Raw genomic sequence first — 16,296 nt, forward strand, 5'->3', positions numbered from 1 at the left:
AGCCTACCAGCTCTTCCAGGCGACCAGCAGGCCCTCTCCGGACGCAACCGCGTCCGCGCAGGCTTTCTCGACTTCTGCAATCGGTGCGCCGCGCTTTAGCGAGGCGGCGACGAGGCCGAAGGGGGCGAGGAACACATTGGTCTGCCGAAACAACATGGTCATGATCAGCGGACCTGTGGACCACCAGGCGGGCGCCTGCGGCAGCGCCGCCATCACGTCCGGAAACACCTCGAGCATCTTTGCAAAGGCGGGATGGCCGGGCGGTGTGGCGATGAAGGAATTGGCAAGAAGAAGGCTCCCCGCTCCGACATCGCGCGCCACGTCCTCGGCAATGGCGCCGAGGCCGATCAACGGCAGAAGATCGCCAAAACCGATATCCTCGCGGGTCGGATACCAGTCGCAGTCGAGATAGATGCCGCCATGCTCCAGCAGAATGTCATAGCGGGCGACATCGACGGCACCGGGGTAATCGCCGTCTGCGAGCATCGCGAGATAGGCCGGATGGCTTGCAATACCAAGCTGTTCGAGATCCGCCTCGCGCCACAGCCGGTATTCGAAGCCGGTCGCCTTTGCATGGCTTTCCCAGCGCGCGACGGCTGGTGGCAGCGGCAGCGAGCCGATCCAGATCTGGTGAATGATGCGCGGCACCGGCTCTCGCCCAAGCTCTGCCATCAGCCGTTTCTCATCTGCATCGAAGGTGATGAACGGCGCCATCACGGCGGGATCGGGGACGAGGCCGTGCTGCAGACCGACGCGGCCGATTGCGTCGCCCTCCGCCTTGGCAAGCTTCAGCCATGCGGAGTGAAGCTTGCGCGGCATTCCGAGAGCCGTGCGCTCGCCCAGAACATCCGTCGTCATCACCGTTTCGTCGGCGGAAAGTGCTGTTAGAGCGGCCTGCGCCTCCTCCAGTCTTCCGGCCTCGATCAGGGCGCGGGCATCGGTGATTTTGCGCTTATAGGTTTTCTGGTCAGACTTTTCGGCTGGCACGTGTAATTTCACCTCGCTGTCACGCAACGCTCCTAGGGGATATGCGTTTAACACTCGAATTTCTCGATCTCCGCCAAGAGGTCAGGCTTATTGGCGCAGATGTCAACCGACATGCAGGGGGGCGCATGATAGGGACGATCGGCAGCGGGGTTGCTGCAATGGACAGGTGCACGAGCGTGCGCTACCGTGTTTTGCAATCGATCAATCTTACCTCTCTGCTCCATTCTCCGGGAGCCGGACTTCATTGATGAACCCACCGAAGGAAGTTCTCCGCATCGAAGGATTGAACGTGTCGTTCCCGGTCTGGGGCGGCGCGATCCAGGCGGTCCGGAATCTCAGCATGCGGATACGCCCGGGCCAGGTCACGGCACTGGTGGGCGAAAGCGGTTCCGGCAAGTCGGCTCTCGGCCGCGCGATCATGGGGATCGAGACCGACGTCGCCAAGATTTCCGGGCGCGCGGTGTTCGACGATCCAGCGACCGGCCAGTCCGTCGATCTGATTGCGCTGCCCCGCGACGGGCGGCAGATCCGCGCGATCCGCGGCAGCCGCATCGGCATGATCTTTCAGGAACCGATGACCTCGTTCTCGCCGATCCACACGGTCGGCAACCAGATCGAGGAAAGCCTGAAAATCCATACGGCGATGTCGCCTGCCGAGCGGCGCGAGGCGAGTGAGGAGACGCTGTCTCTCGTCGGTTTCGACAATCCTGCCCGCGTGTTCGACATGTATCCGTTCGAGCTTTCCGGCGGCATGCGCCAGCGTGCGATGATCGCGATGGCTCTGGTCTGTCGCCCGGCGCTTCTGATCGCCGACGAGCCGACGACGGCGCTCGATGTGACGATCCAGGCGCAGATCCTCAAGCTGCTGCAGGAGCTGCAGGCCAAGCTCGGCATGGCGATGCTCCTGATCACCCACGATCTCGGTGTCGTTGCATCGATGGCCGATGAAGTGGTGGTGGTCTATCGCGGCGAGGTCATGGAGGCTGGCTCGGCCTCGGACATTTTCCGCAATCCGCAGCATCCCTATACGAAAGGGCTGATGGCAGCGGTGCCGGATTTCGACAGGCCACGCGAGGAGCGCCTGAAGCCGCTGCGCGAAATCAAGGTTGATACGGTTGGCCTCATGGGACGGCGCAAGAGCGAGCAGGTCCTTCCCGAGGTACTGTTGTCGGTCAACCACGTCACCAAGAGCTTCGTCACCAAGAAGGGTGCAGGCTTCGGTTTCGGGGCAAAGCCCGATCGGACGGTGGCGGTCAACGATGTCAGCTTCGAGATCCGCCGCGGCGAGACGCTCGGGCTCGTGGGCGAAAGCGGCTGCGGCAAGACCACGCTCAGCAAGATCCTGATGCGCGGACTGTCGGTCGATCATGGCAGTGTCGTCTATAACGGCGAAAACGGTCCGGTCGACGTGCTCAACTGCGAAGGCGAAGTGCTGGACGATCTGCGCACCCGTCTGCAGATGGTGTTCCAGGATCCGGTCTCATCACTTTCGCCGCGCATGCCGGTCCGCAGCATCATTCGCGAACCGCTCGACATCCATGACCGCGGCCCGCTCGCCAAGCGGCAGGAAGCGGTGCGCCGGCTGATCCATGCGGTGGGCATGCCCGAAAGCGCGCTGATGCGCTATCCGCACTCGTTTTCCGGTGGCCAGCGCCAGCGTATCGGTATTGCCCGGGCATTGGCTCTCGGGCCGGATCTGGTGATCTGCGACGAGCCGGTCTCGGCGCTCGACGTGTCGATCCAGGCCCAGGTGCTGAACCTGATGAAGGATCTGAAGGCCGAACTGGGGCTGACCTATCTGTTCATCTCGCACAATCTGGCTGTCGTGAACTACATGGCAGACCGGGTGGCGGTCATGTATGCGGGGCGGATCGTGGAAATCGGCCCGTGCGAGACGATCATGCGGGCGCCTGTTCATCCCTATACGAAGAAACTGCTGGCCGCCGTGCCTCTGCCGAGCCTCGACCACAAGCTGGATTTCGAGACGATCGGCACGCCGACGGCATCGGCCATGAAGATCTGGGGCAAGCAGTTCCTCGACGAGAAGGATAGCGACCAGCTGACCCATGTGGATCTCGGCGGCGGGCATCTGGTTCTTGCCCGCACCAATGTCGATGCGCGGGAGCTTGTGGCAGGATGACGATTTCCAGACGGCATATGCTGGCCCTGTTGGGCTCGGTCGCGGGTGCAACCGCAATCCCGGCGCGGGTGTTTGCGGCCTTTAGCCAGTCCGACTATCTGGCGCAGATCCCGACCGAGACGCCGCTGCCGCCCATCGAGGAGCGTCTTCCGAAGACGCCGCGCGTCCTCAACCTTGCAGAGCGCGGGCTCAAACCCGGACGTTACGGCGGTTCGATGCGGATGCTGATCGGCGGCCAGCGCGACATCCGCTTCATGCCGATCAACTGTTACGCCCGGCTGGTGGGATATAATTCCGACCTGAAGCTGGAAGCCGATATTCTGGAAGCTTACGAGGTCGAGAACGATCGTATCTTCACCTTCCGCTTACGCGAAGGCCATAAATGGTCGGACGGAAGCCCGTTCACGGCCGATGATTTCCGCTATGTCTGGGATGATGTCTTTCACGAGAAGAAGCTCGCCAAGGGCGGACCGCCGGCCGGGCTGATGATCAACGGCAAGCCGCCGCGGTTCGAGGTGATCGATGCGCGCACCGTGCGCTACAGCTGGGACGATCCGAACCCCGATTTCCTCGCCGACCAGGCCTCGCCTTCGCCGATCCGGCTGATGTTCCCCGCTGCCTACATGAAGCAGTTCCATATGCGCTACCAGACGAAGGAGCTGCTGGCACAGCATATCGCCCGCGAACGCGTGGACGACTGGGCGGCGCTGCACCAGAAGATGTCGCGCGTGGTGCGGCCGGAAAACCCGAACCTGCCGACGCTGGATGCCTGGCGCAACCGCACGGCGCCGCCGGCCGAGCGCTTCGTGTTCGAGCGCAACCCCTATTACTACCGCGTCGACGAAAACGGCTTGCAGCTTCCCTATATCGACAAGGTGATGCTGGACGTCTCCTCCGCGGACCTGATCGCCGCCAAGACCGGCACCGGCGAGAGCGACCTGCAGGTGACCAACCTCGATTTTGCCGATTACACGTTCCTGAAGAATGCCGAGCAGCGCTACCCGTTGAAGGTGGATCTGTGGAAGCGGACGCAAGGATCGCGCATGGCGCTGTTTCCCAACCTCAACTGCAAGGATGAAGGCTGGCGCAACCTCTTCCGCGACGTGCGCTTCCGGCGTGCGATGTCTCTTGCGATCAATCGCGGCGAGATCAACAAGGCGGTGTTCTATGGTCTAGCGACCGAGAGCGCCAATTCGATCCTGCCAGACAGCCCGCTGTTCAAGCCGGAATACCAGAAGGCCTGGGCGGCTTTTGATCCTGATCAGGCGAACCGGCTGCTCGACGAGATCGGTCTTGCCATGGATGATAGTGAGGGCCTGCGCCGCCTGCCCGATGGCAGGCTGGCAAAGATCATCATCGAGATCACCGGCGAAAGCACGTTCGAGACCGATGCCTTGGAACTGATCGGCGATCAGCTGCTGCAGGTCGGCATCAAGATCTACCCGCATGTGGCCCAGCGTGAGCTTCTGCGCCGGCGGGTGAAGGGCGGCGATGCGATCATGTCGGTCGGCGGCGGCCTCGACAACGGCGTACCAACTGCCGACATGGCGCCGAAGGAACTGGCACCGACCAGCGATGACCAGTTGCAATGGTCGATCTGGGGACTGCATGCGCTTTCCGGCGGCAGCGACGGCAAGGCGCCTGATCTTCCCGAGGCAAAGGCGCTGCTGGACCTTTACAGTGAATGGCGCAAGGCGGAAGGCTTCGATCAGCGGACGGATGTCTGGCACAAGATGCTGGCGCTGTTTACCGACCAGGTCTTTACGATCGGCATTGTCAACGCCACGCTGCAGCCCGTCGTGCAATCGTCCAAGCTGCAAAACGTGCCGTCGAAGGCGCTCTACGGTTTCGACCCCACATCCTATCTCGGCGTCTATCTGCCGGATGCATTCTGGTATGACGAGGAAACTGCCTGATGTTCCGCTACATTATCTGGCGCATCCTCGTGATGATCCCGACGCTGGTCCTGATCTCGATGCTGATCTTCACGATCATCGAGCTGCCGCCGGGCGACTATTTCGAAAGCTATGTCGAACAGCTGAAGGCGATGGGCGAAAAGGCCGATCTTCAGGAAATCGAAGACCTGCGTGCCCGTTACGGTTTCGATCAGCCGGAGCCGATCCGCTACCTCAACTGGGTCGCCGGGATGATGACCGGCGATTTCGGCTATTCGTTCGAATACCGCATGCCTGTGACGGAGGTGGTCGGCGACCGGGTGTGGCTGACGATCCTGGTGTCTACCCTGACCATCATCATCACCTGGGTTCTCGCCTTCCCGATCGGCGTCTATTCGGCCACCCACCAGTATAGCTGGGGTGATTACGGGCTGACGCTTCTTGGCCTGATCGGTCTTGCCGTTCCGAATTTCGTGCTGGCCCTCGTTCTCATGTATCTCGCCAACATCTATTTCGGCACGTCGATCGGCCATCTGATGGACGCGCAGTACATGTCGGAATCGATGAGCTGGGCGAAGTTCAAGTCGATCCTCGAGCATATCTGGATCCCCGTGCTGATCATCGGCACCGCCGGGACGGCCGGCATGGTACGGCGGCTGCGGGCCAACCTTCTGGATGAACTGCACAAGCAGTATGTGATGACGGCGCGTGCCAAGGGTCTGCATCCGTTCAAGGTTCTGACCAAGTATCCGCTGCGGATGTCGCTCAACTTCTTCATCTCCGATATCGGCTCGATTCTCCCCTCGATCATTTCAGGGGCTGAAATCACCGCGGTGGTGCTTTCGCTCGAGACCACCGGCCCGATGCTGATCCGCGCCCTTCAGAGCCAGGACATGTATCTTGCCGGCTCGTTCCTGATGTTCCTAAGCTTCCTTACTGTTATCGGCGTGCTGATTTCAGACATTGCGCTTGCGATGTTCGACCCGCGCATCAGGCTTCGCGGCGGGAGAACCAAATGACGGTGATCGACAGCAGCGATGCGGGCAAGCTGCCGCATTATGTCCGCGAGGGCGCGTTCGACCCTTACGAGATCGAGCGCGATGCCGATGGCGGCGCGCTGAAGGTTCACGAGGCATCGCAGCTTCAGCTGATGTGGTGGCGCTTCAAGCGGCACCGGCTGGCGCTGATTTCCGGCATCCTTCTGCTCATCGCCTATCTGATGATCGTGGTCGTCGAGTTCCTGGCGCCCTACAAGGTGCATACCCGCAATATCGACTTCATCTACGCACCGCCGCAATCGGTGCATCTGTTCCACGAGGGTAACTTCGTCGGTCCTTTCGTCTATGGCCAGAAGATGGACCTGGACATGACGACGCTGCGGCGGAACTATTCCGACGACACGGCCGATGTGCAAAAGCTGCGCTTTCTCTGCCAGGGCGATCCCTACCGGTTCTGGGGCGTGGTGGAGATGAGCACGCATCTGGTCTGCCCCGCAGAAGGCGGCCAGTTCCACCTGCTCGGCACCGACCGGCTCGGCCGCGACATGCTGTCGCGCATTCTCTACGGCGCGCGGATCTCGCTGACGATCGGCCTGCTCGGCGTCGCCACAAGCTTTATCCTCGGCATCGTCATCGGTGGCATCGCGGGCTATTGGGGCGGCTGGTTCGATACGGTGACCCAGCGCATCATAGAGGTGCTGCAATCGATCCCGAGCATTCCGCTATGGCTGGCGCTGGCAGCCGTCATGCCGGCCGACTGGAGCCCACTCGTCATCTATCTCGGCATCACCTTCATCCTCGGTCTGCTCGACTGGACAGGACTTGCGCGCGCGGTGCGCTCAAAACTCCTGTCGCTGCGCGAAGAGGATTACGTGCTTGCCGCACAGCTGATGGGCGCCGGCAGCACGCGCATCATCGGCCGCCACCTCATCCCCGGTTTCATGTCGCACCTGATCGCCAGCGCGACGCTGACGATCCCGGGCATGATCCTTGGCGAGACCACGCTGAGCTTCCTCGGCCTCGGTCTTCGCCCGCCGATCACAAGCTGGGGCGTTCTTCTCACAGAAGCGCGAAGCGTCAGCGCTATCGCACTTTATCCTTGGCTGCTGCTGCCGGTCGTGCCAGTGATATTCGTCATACTTGCCTTCAATTTCCTCGGTGATGGTCTTAGAGATGCGGCAGATCCATATAAATAGTGACTGCTGCGGCACGCCGCTTTGTCAGACACATCGTTGCCGGTAGGAGTTTCGGGCATGCCGCGACATCTGAATAATGCCCGCATTCTCATGTACAGCCATGACACGTTCGGGCTTGGCCACCTGCGCCGTTGCCGCACCATCGCTCATTCGCTGGTGGAGAATTATCGCGGCGTGCAGGTGCTGATCATTTCCGGCGCGACGATTGCCGGTGCCTTCGATTATCGCGCCCGCGTGGATTTCGTGAAGATCCCCAGCGTGATCAAGCTGCACAACGGCGATTACACGTCGATGGACCAGCATATCGATCTGGCCGAGACGCTGAAGATGCGCCATTCCAGCATTCGCCATACCGCCGAAAGCTTCGAGCCCGACATCTTCATCGTCGACAAGGAGCCGCTTGGCCTTCGCGGCGAAGTGGAGGACACGCTGGTCTATCTGAAGACCAAGGGCACACGTCTGGTGCTCGGCCTTCGCGACGTGATGGACGCGCCGCATCTGCTCAAGGCCGAATGGGAGCGCCACGATACGCTGCGCAAGATCGGCCAGCTCTATGACGACGTGTGGGTCTATGGCCCGCCGGAGTTTCATGATCCGCTCGAAGGGCTGGATGCGCCGGCGTCGGTGCGCCAGAAGATGCATTTCGTCGGCTTCCTGCAGCGCAAGGTGACCTCCGGTGCCGTGCCGGAAACTGATGCGGACGAGGATTACCTGCTGGTGACGACCGGTGGCGGCGGCGATGGCGCAGATCTGGTGCGCGACGTGATTGCAGCCTATCAGGCCGATCCGGCGCTGACCTACAAGACGGTGATCGTGCTTGGGCCCTACATGCCGGCCGAGCAGCGCGCCGTGTTTACCGAAGCCTGCAAGGACGATCCGCGCCTTGAGGTGATCGAGTTCGACAACCGCATGGAAGACCGGATCGCCGGCGCCAAGGCGGTAATCGCCATGGGCGGCTACAACACCTATTGCGAGATCCTGTCATTCGACAAGCCGGCGCTGATCGTGCCGCGCACGCAGCCGCGCGAGGAACAGCTGATCCGTGCGACACGCGGCGCGGAGCTCGGTCTCGTCGACATGCTGTCTGCCGACGACAGTGCCGATGCCACGAAATTTGCAGCCGCGATCAAGGCGCTGTGGAAGCGCGACCCGCCCTCGGTGACGGCACCCGGCTTGCAGATGGAAGGCCTGCCGCATATCGGCGAGATCGTCGAAGGGTGGATGAAGAACAAGGGACGCCACCTTGCGATTGCGCAAGGCTAACACGCCCTCTCCTGACCGGACGCAGTGCCGCTGCCAAACGGCCCGGGTGCAAACCCGCTGCGCATTTCTGCTGGAACTGCTTTGACATGACCAACAAGACCATCGTCGTGCTGCTGAAAGGTTATCCGCGGCTCTCGGAAACGTTTATCGCCCAGGAACTGCTGGGGCTGGAACGGGCAGGCTTTACCCTGAAGCTGGTGGCCATGCGCCGCCCGACCGACAAGAAGCGGCATCCGGTGCATGACGAGATCAGGGCGCCGGTGAGCTACCTGCCGGAATACCTGCACGAGGAGCCGGTGCGGGTGGCAAAGGCGCTCATGAAGGTCGCGACGCTGCCGGGCTTCGGCTCCGCGCTCAAGGCGTTCCTGCGCGACCTGCCGCGCGATTTCTCGCGCAACCGCTTCCGGCGTTTCGGACAGGCTGCGGTTCTGGTAGCGGAATGGCCTGACGATGCGGGCTGGCTGCATGTGCATTTCATCCACACGCCGGCAGCCGTTGCCCGCTATGCAAGCCGGATGAGCGGCACCCCGTTTACCGTTTCGGCGCATGCCAAGGATATCTGGACGTCCGAGCCCTGGGATCTCTCCGACAAGCTCGACGAGGCTGATTGGACGGTCACCTGCACCAAGGCGGGCCATGAGCGGCTGCAGAGCCTTTCCTCCCGCCACAACGTGCATCTGAGCTATCACGGGCTGGATCTTGACCGGTTCCCGCATTTTGCAGGTACCCGCCCTGCCCGCGACGGGCGCGACCCGGATGATCCGGTGAGGATCGTCAGCGTCGGCCGGGCGGTGAAGAAGAAGGGATATGACACGCTTCTGCGCGCACTCGCGCTGCTGCCGCAGGAGCTTGCCTGGCGCTTTACCCATATCGGCGGCGGCGACGAGCTTCCCCCCCTGAAGGCACTTTCCGAAGACTTAGGGATCGCATCCCGCATCACCTGGAAGGGCGCGCTCGACCAGCGCGAGGTGCTGGAGCATTACCGCGACAGCGACCTTTTCTCGCTCGCCTGCCGGATTACCGCCGACGGCGATCGCGACGGCCTGCCCAACGTGATGGTGGAAGCCGCAAGCCAGAACCTTGCCGTGGTGGCGACCAATATTTCAGGCATTACCGAACTTTTCGTCGATGGGGAAAACGGACTGCTGGTTGCGCCGGAAGATCCGGTGGCGCTGGCGGCAGCGCTCGAAAAAGCGATCCGCGAACCTGACCTTCGCCAGCGCCTGGGTCAGGCCGCCGAGGCGAAGGTGCGCCACGACTTCGACCACCATACCAGCATTGCCGACCTCAAGCGGCTGTTCACCAAGAGCTTTGCAAGCCTGGAGACCCACCGATGAACAACGGTACCTCGATCGGCAAGGGCCGGCGCGTCCTGTTCTATGTGCAGCACCTGCTGGGTATCGGCCATATCGTTCGGGCAAGCCGCGTTGCCACGGCACTGCAGAGCGCCGGGTTCGACGTGACGCTGGTGACGGGTGGCACGCCGGTGAAAGGCTTTCCGCCTGCAGGCATGGCGCATGTGCAGCTGCCGCCGGTGGTCGCCTCCAATAGCGGATTTTCATCGCTTAGCGATGCCACGACCGGCGAGCCAGTGGACGAGGCTTTCCAGGCCCATCGCACCGGCCTGCTGCTCGATCTCTTTCACGACCTGAAGCCTGATGTGGTTATCACCGAGGCCTTTCCCTTCGGTCGCCGGCAGATGCGGTTCGAACTTCTGCCGCTGCTGGACGCGATCAGGTCTGCCGAGCCAAATCCGCTGCTTCTTGCCTCCGTGCGCGACATTCTGCAGGAGAACCGCAAATCCGGCCGCGACGACGAGACGATTGCCCTGATGCGGGATCATTTCGACGGCGTGCTGGTGCATGGCGATGCGGGCTTCGTGAAGCTTGAGGAGACTTTTCGCAGGGCGTCGGAATTTGCGGGCAAGATCCATTATACCGGCCTCGTCGCACCCAATACGCCCACCCCCTCGCCCGACCGGTTCGACGTGCTGGTCTCCGCCGGCGGCGGCGCCGTCGGTGCGGGGCTGATCGGCGCGGCCCTGGAAGCCGAGCGCATTCTCAACGACGGCCGCAGCTGGTGCGTCATCACCGGGCCCAATCTTCCCGCGGAGGATTTCGACCGGATCTCGGCAGAGGCCGGCTCCCGCGTGACGGTCATCCGTTTCCGCCCCGACTTCCCGTCGCTTCTGGCAAATGCCCAAATCTCTGTCTCGCAGGCCGGCTACAACACCGTCTGCGACCTGTTCCGCACCACCTGCCGGCCAGTCCTCATCCCGTTCGCGACCGGCGGCGAGACTGAGCAGACTGTGCGCGCCGAAAAGCTCAAAGCGCTCGGACTTGCGCAAGTGGTGGACGAGGCATCGCTGACCGGTGAAGCGCTGGCAGAGGCCATCCGAAGGGCGAGCGGGATCACTGGCGTTCAGGAACTGCCGTTTTCGCTGGATGGAGCGGAGAGGTCGGCGGAGATTGTGGCGGGGATGCTGGATGGGCGTGGATGAAACGCGCGCTTGTGAAGTGAGCTTTTTCGGGAAGGAGCCTTGCGGGACAAGGGTCAAACTGGTCGGAGTGAGAGGATTTGAACCTCCGACCCCGTCGTCCCGAACGACGTGCGCTACCAGGCTGCGCTACACTCCGTGACCAGTGGCGCCTCTATAAACCGGCATTTTCCGTTGCACAAGCGTGTGCTTTGAAAAAATATGAGGTCTCGTGCAGGCCTGATCATCGCTTCAAATACCTCGAGAACAAGGCGTTGCAAAAAAGCGGCTCGGATGAAAATTGAGAGCTGTTTGGAAAGATGATGTCGCGACAGGCAGCGGAAATCTGTTAGTGCGAGATCAAAGCTTTGCCCATCTCAAAAGCCCTGCCTGGCAGGCATTGTCTGGGGCGATCACCACATGCAAGAGGATTTGTTGAAGATTATGAGCCGCCGCCTGTTCCCCTTGACCGCCGTTCTCGCGGTAGCGCTTTCTGCATGCACCACTGTCAGCGTTGCCAGCAGCCCGATCAACACCTACTGGACCGGCCGTTCGGCTGGTGAGTTCTTCGCCAAGTTCAGCCCACCCTTGAGCGATGTCGATAGCGGCAGCTCGACGATCTACAACTGGCGCGGCGGCTATACCCGCATCAAGCTTGCAAACGGCAAATCGGTAAGCGTTAGCTGCTCGGCCAAGGTTACTGTTTCCGAAAGCTACACGATCCGCGACATCACCATCACCGCAGATCGTCCCGGCTCCACTGGCCCAAGCTATTGCGAAGAACTGCTGCTGCCGAAGAAGTAAATGGAACGGGCATCGCCGTCACTCGGCGATGCCCGCTCAACGGCTCTCCCCATCGAGGGGATAGAGGATCCGTCCGAGGCGTCTCAGCCACGGATTGGATAGCTCGCGGAAGAACAGGATCGGGTTCCGGCGGAAATCGCGCGCATCCTGCTCTGACCCCGCCTTAGCAATTAGCCAAGCAATCGGCACGGTCAGCAGATGCCGCCAGCCGAACAGGCCATAGGCCCCCCTCATCGCGAAGCCCGGCCGCGCCGGTATCGGCACTTCCCTGATTTGAGTTTCCGGCATGCCCTTTTCCCGCCACTGGAGCGCCAGCGCCAGACAGGTTTCGAAATCGATCTGGGTTCCATCGACTGGATTGAAATAGCGCGGATAGAAAAGATAGGCCGCGGCGAACAGCTGTTCGATAGTAAGCCTGCGGCCCCGCCGCGGGTTCGGCTGCCGATCGTCGGTCAGGCCCCACCCGGCATAGAACGGACATCCAGCCAGCGTCACGGGAAGGCCCCGCAGCAGCGCTTCGAAACCTGCGAGCGACGTTATGGCGTAGACATGATCGGCGCGCGCGAGAAGCTCCGGAAGCGACACCGGCGCGGAGACAATTGTTGCGAGATGGGCGACGTCTAACGGATCGGACCACTGCCGACGGACACCGTTCAGAACATCGGGATGCGGCTTGTAGAGGATTTCGGCATCCGGGTTTTCCGTGGCTGCCAACCGCACGAGGTCGTTGTTGGTAAACGGACGATCGCAGCCGAAGCGGATCGACGCGTCGTCCTCCACCTGGCCGATAACAAGGATGCGACGTTGCGCCTGCACCACAGCATCGGCCGGTACAGCCCTTGCCGCCAGGAGATCTGCTCCTGCGCCTTGTCGGGCAGCGGCATTGTATTTGCTGAGGCCGGACCGGAGCAGAAGATCGATGCCGGCCCTTGCCCGCTCCATCAGATCAGGGTCGGCATCGAAATCATAGCTGTTCAGGATATCTTCGAGATCGGAAGGCTGGCGGCTGTCGAAATAGGGCGTGCGGCTATCAAGTGTGAGCGAGAACGGCAGGCTCTTGCTGGCATTGCCGACCAGCGAGCGGATGAACCCGTCTTCCAGAAACACGACCGGGATATGGTTGGAATGCGCGAATTCCAGGATGGCATCCGAGACATTCCGGCTCCAGACCAGCAGGGTCGCGCCGGGCGTCGCAAGAATGGCATCCTGCCAGTCGCGCATAAACGTCCGGTCATTCAGGTAAAGCGGCAGGTACCGAAACTCCGTTTCCGGAAAATACGCCTCCAGCATCGCCCGCTTCCAGCGCCGGATATGCACCGCAAACACGGATCGTCCACTAAGGTCCAGCGCTCCAGCGGCAATCATCCTCGATTGGGTTCCTTCGTTGGGTGTGTTGGTGTTGGTGCGATGGGTAAGGTCTACGGGAATGGTTGGTGGAGGTCATTAGGTCAACAGGGATCGCTGGCACGCCTTTCAATCGGCATGATTCGAACCACTGGCGTATTCCCTTCAAATGACATATTTTAGGTGCAAGAACATGCCCTGCGGCGGCGTGGCAAGTCCAGTTTCAACCCGCGAGCAAATCACGAGGTCGTTTGTACTACTTTACGTCCCACTTGCGCGTCGTGACAGCTCTCGTCATCCGAGAGATGTCGACCCGGTTCGGAAAGAACCCGGGCGGATACCTGTGGGCGCTGCTTGAGCCTATCGCCTATATCGCGTTCATGTCGCTGATCTTCATGGCGATCGCGCACAAGCCTGCACTGGGAACCAGTTTCCCACTGTTCTTTGCCAGCGGCTTTGTCTGTTTCCAGTTTTATGCGGCAATGGCCGGCTATCTAAACAGCGCCGTCAATGCCAACCGGCCGTTGCTGAGCTATCCAAATGTTGCTCCGATCGACACGATCGCGGCCCGCTTCTCGTTGCAGTTCTGCACGACCTGCGTGGTTGCGATTTGCATCATTGCACCGCTGATCATGCAGCTGAAAACAACGCCGACGATCCGGTTGTCACCGATCCTGACAGCGATTAGCCTCGGCAGCCTCATCGCGCTCGGGCTCGCGCTCGCCAACAATGTGCTGTTCCAGCGATTTCCACTGTACGACAAGATTTTCGGCATCGTCAGCCGGCCGCTGTTCCTGATCTCAGGGATTTTTTACCTACCGGATTCACTGCCACCCGTGGCGCGTGATGCCATTCTGATCAACCCGATTGCACATCTTGTCATGCTGTTTCGGACCGGACTCTATCCAGAATATCGGGCGATAGGCTTCGATCTGGACTATCTCCTCCGCGTCACGACCGTCTTGCTGTTCGCAGGCATGGCGATATTCACCATTTCGAGAGGCGTGTTGAGAGCACGATGATAAAGCTGGACAAGGCCACGAAACGTGTCCGGATGAAGGGCGTTTCGAAGACGATCATAGACAATGCGAGCATTGTGATCCCGCGTGGTAAGAGCGTGGGACTGCTCGGCCGCAACGGCGCCGGAAAATCGACCCTGCTGCAGATCATCGCAGGGACGCTGGATCTCGACTCTGGCAAGGTCACCCGGCAGGGGAAAATTTCGTGGCCGCTTGGGTTCGCGGGCAGCTTCCAGGGCAATCTTTCCGGCGAACAGAATGTCCGCTTCGTTGCGAGGATCTACGGGGTCGATACGGAAGAACTGGTGGCCTATGTCGCAGAATTCGCCGAGCTCGGCTCCTTTTTCCAGGCGCCGGTGCGCACGTATTCATCGGGCATGAAAGCCCGCCTCGCGTTCGGCGTCAGCATGGGCGTCAAATTCGATTATTATCTCGTCGACGAGATAACTGCGGTTGGAGATACGAATTTTAAACGGAAATCGAAGGAAACATTCAAGGAGCGTTTGAGCGCTTCAGATGTTATCATGGTTTCCCATAGTGCTGGCACGCTTCGGGATTACTGCGAGACCGGAATCGTGCTGGAAGACGGCAAGCTGACGTATTATGATAAACTTGAAGACGCCATCACGGTGCACGAAAACAATATGAAGAGGCATTGAGGTTGGACAACGCGCAACAGAAGATCGCCGGTGCAGGCGACAACAGGATCGAACCCGAGCTGCGCCAGCCGCGACCGGTGCCGAAGAACCTGGTTCTCCTTCAGGGACTGCTGGAACGCCCGCTCAAAGCTCCTGCCACCCCTGTTCCGCCATCGGAGCCGGAAGTCGTTGCACCCGAGCCGAGTTCAGATGCGGTCTCGACGAGTGCCGCTGTCGGCAAGACGCGCCTGCTGAAAACAAGACATTTCGTGATTGGCGCCAGCTTTGTTCTAGCGGTTGCTGTCCCGACGGCCTTGAGCTCGCTCTATATGGCGTTCGTAGCGGCAGACCAGTATCACAGTTCATCGTCATTTTCTGTGCGCAGCATCGAGTCGGCCCAAGCTTCCGACCTGATGGGCATATTTGGACAGGCATCAAGCGGCAGCACGATCTCGGACTCCTACGTTCTCCTCGACTTCATCCTGAGCGAGCGCATGGTGCAGGCCATCGACGAGGCGTTCGGAATAGACAAGATCTTTGCGCCACGAGGATCCGACTTTTTCTACGGCATTTCGAAGGATGCGCCGATCGAGGACAAGCTAGACTACTGGCGCAATATGATCAGCGTCAATCTCGATCATACATCCGGTATCATGAACCTTCAGGTTAAGGCGTTTTCGGCCGAGGATTCGCAGCAGATTGCCGATTTCGTGATCACCCAGAGCGAGAAGCTCGTGAACGAGCTTTCCCTTTACGGCCGTACCGAAGTCCTGAAAGTGGCGCAGGAGGAAGTTAGCACGGCGGAAAACAGGCTTGCCGGCGCCAGAGAAGCCCTGCGCGACTACCGTGACTCGTCCCAGGAAGCTGATCCGGTCGAAGGTGCAAAGCTTGCTGCGCAGTTGATCGGCTCGCTTGAACAGCAACTCGTCCAGTTGCGCACGGACCTGTCCACAGCATTGACACAGTTGAGCGAAAACACGCCGCGCGTCCGAGTGCTGCGGTCGCAGATCACCAGCCTCGAATCCCAGCTTAACCGGGAACGGCAGCGTTTCGGTAGCGGTACCGCGGCCGGAAAGCAGGGCCGCAGTGCTACGGGCTCGGATGTTGCCGGTCGTATCCAGAAGTATGAGACACTGCAGACCAGTAGCGAATTTGCTGAACGTGCCTACACGTCATCGCTCGCCAGCCTCGAGAAGGCGCGGCTCGATGCAAACGCAAAGCAGCGCTACTTGGCCGTCTTCATTCGTCCAAGCCTCTCGGAAATGGCGCAGTATCCGTCCCGCGTACTGAACTCATTCCTGGTTCTGATCGGCAGCTTGCTTCTGTGGGGCGTGGTGGTGATGGGGTATTACAACATCCGCGACAGGAACTAGGCCTCGCCTATTCCCTAAATACGGCTGAAGCCGCGACGCCAATCATCGATGCCGTCTTCCCTTGGAAGGCGGCATTTTTCGTCATGGCACCGCGGAGAGCTCTCAATCGTAACCATCTGCCGACCGGCTTCTCTGCAGGCCGCAGGTCGCGCGGTCTGCGATC

General features: G+C 60.8%; 13 protein-coding genes and 1 tRNA gene. 11 read left to right on the top strand and 3 right to left on the bottom strand.

Annotation, left to right across the window (positions count from 1 at the left end):
- Nucleotides 1–3 precede the first annotated feature (3 nt).
- A complete protein-coding gene (locus AC0JZ8_RS18625; protein ID WP_471893163.1) occupies nucleotides 4–987 on the bottom strand; it encodes a glycosyltransferase family 32 protein in 984 nt (327 codons plus the stop codon).
- A gap of 247 nt (nucleotides 988–1,234) precedes the next feature.
- Between AC0JZ8_RS18625 and AC0JZ8_RS18630 the strand changes: the two genes are divergently transcribed.
- The 7 genes from AC0JZ8_RS18630 (at nucleotide 1,235) to AC0JZ8_RS18660 (ending at nucleotide 10,979) form a co-directional block, all read left to right on the top strand.
- Nucleotides 1,235–3,127: an ABC transporter ATP-binding protein gene (locus tag AC0JZ8_RS18630; protein ID WP_113166762.1), complete on the top strand. Its 1,893-nt coding sequence runs from the start codon at nucleotides 1,235–1,237 to the stop codon at nucleotides 3,125–3,127.
- Nucleotides 3,124–5,043 (top strand): ABC transporter substrate-binding protein, encoded by a 1,920-nt coding sequence (locus tag AC0JZ8_RS18635; RefSeq protein WP_471893164.1) that lies wholly within the window; start codon nucleotides 3,124–3,126, stop codon nucleotides 5,041–5,043. Before AC0JZ8_RS18630 ends, AC0JZ8_RS18635 begins: the two co-directional genes overlap by 4 nt.
- On the top strand, nucleotides 5,043–6,041 hold the full coding sequence (locus AC0JZ8_RS18640; protein ID WP_174195794.1) for an ABC transporter permease: 999 nt from the start codon (nucleotides 5,043–5,045) through the stop codon (nucleotides 6,039–6,041). Before AC0JZ8_RS18635 ends, AC0JZ8_RS18640 begins: the two co-directional genes overlap by 1 nt.
- Nucleotides 6,038–7,216 (top strand): ABC transporter permease, encoded by a 1,179-nt coding sequence (locus tag AC0JZ8_RS18645; RefSeq protein WP_113109646.1) that lies wholly within the window; start codon nucleotides 6,038–6,040, stop codon nucleotides 7,214–7,216. Before AC0JZ8_RS18640 ends, AC0JZ8_RS18645 begins: the two co-directional genes overlap by 4 nt.
- Before the next feature lie 57 nt (nucleotides 7,217–7,273).
- Nucleotides 7,274–8,479 carry a glycosyltransferase family protein gene (locus AC0JZ8_RS18650; protein ID WP_113109645.1) on the top strand — a complete coding sequence of 402 codons (1,206 nt, stop codon included), beginning with the start codon at nucleotides 7,274–7,276 and terminating at the stop codon, nucleotides 8,477–8,479.
- An 86-nt stretch (nucleotides 8,480–8,565) separates the two neighbouring features.
- The gene (locus tag AC0JZ8_RS18655) at nucleotides 8,566–9,816 is read left to right on the top strand and encodes a glycosyltransferase (RefSeq protein ID WP_471893165.1); all 1,251 of its coding nucleotides are present in this window, start codon (nucleotides 8,566–8,568) and stop codon (nucleotides 9,814–9,816) included.
- Nucleotides 9,813–10,979 carry a glycosyltransferase family protein gene (locus AC0JZ8_RS18660; RefSeq protein ID WP_471893166.1) on the top strand — a complete coding sequence of 389 codons (1,167 nt, stop codon included), beginning with the start codon at nucleotides 9,813–9,815 and terminating at the stop codon, nucleotides 10,977–10,979. The genes AC0JZ8_RS18655 and AC0JZ8_RS18660 overlap by 4 nt, the downstream gene beginning before the upstream one ends.
- Before the next feature lie 59 nt (nucleotides 10,980–11,038).
- Here AC0JZ8_RS18660 and AC0JZ8_RS18665 read toward each other — a convergent pair.
- Nucleotides 11,039–11,115: transfer RNA gene (locus AC0JZ8_RS18665), tRNA-Pro, on the bottom strand.
- 284 nt (nucleotides 11,116–11,399) lie between these two features.
- On the opposite strand from AC0JZ8_RS18665, the gene AC0JZ8_RS18670 reads away from it, so the two are divergent.
- Entirely contained in the window at nucleotides 11,400–11,759 is a 360-nt protein-coding gene (locus AC0JZ8_RS18670; protein WP_062453565.1) for a hypothetical protein, read from the top strand.
- A gap of 36 nt (nucleotides 11,760–11,795) precedes the next feature.
- On the opposite strand, the gene AC0JZ8_RS18675 is transcribed toward AC0JZ8_RS18670, so the two are convergent.
- On the bottom strand, nucleotides 11,796–13,124 hold the full coding sequence (locus AC0JZ8_RS18675) for a capsular polysaccharide export protein, LipB/KpsS family (protein ID WP_471893167.1): 1,329 nt from the start codon (nucleotides 13,122–13,124) through the stop codon (nucleotides 11,796–11,798).
- A gap of 284 nt (nucleotides 13,125–13,408) precedes the next feature.
- Here AC0JZ8_RS18675 and AC0JZ8_RS18680 point away from each other — a divergent pair, with 284 nt between their 5' ends.
- The 3 genes from AC0JZ8_RS18680 to AC0JZ8_RS18690 are packed head-to-tail and all read left to right on the top strand — an operon-like array spanning nucleotide 13,409 to nucleotide 16,133.
- On the top strand, nucleotides 13,409–14,125 hold the full coding sequence (locus tag AC0JZ8_RS18680) for an ABC transporter permease (RefSeq protein ID WP_430243913.1): 717 nt from the start codon (nucleotides 13,409–13,411) through the stop codon (nucleotides 14,123–14,125).
- Entirely contained in the window at nucleotides 14,122–14,781 is a 660-nt protein-coding gene (locus AC0JZ8_RS18685) for an ABC transporter ATP-binding protein (protein WP_092661524.1), read from the top strand. The genes AC0JZ8_RS18680 and AC0JZ8_RS18685 overlap by 4 nt, the downstream gene beginning before the upstream one ends.
- 2 nt (nucleotides 14,782–14,783) lie before the next feature.
- Nucleotides 14,784–16,133: a KpsE/RkpR family capsule polysaccharide export protein gene (locus AC0JZ8_RS18690; RefSeq protein WP_209900112.1), complete on the top strand. Its 1,350-nt coding sequence runs from the start codon at nucleotides 14,784–14,786 to the stop codon at nucleotides 16,131–16,133.
- Nucleotides 16,134–16,296 lie beyond the last annotated feature (163 nt).

Source organism: Velazquezella soli (assembly GCF_977018685.1).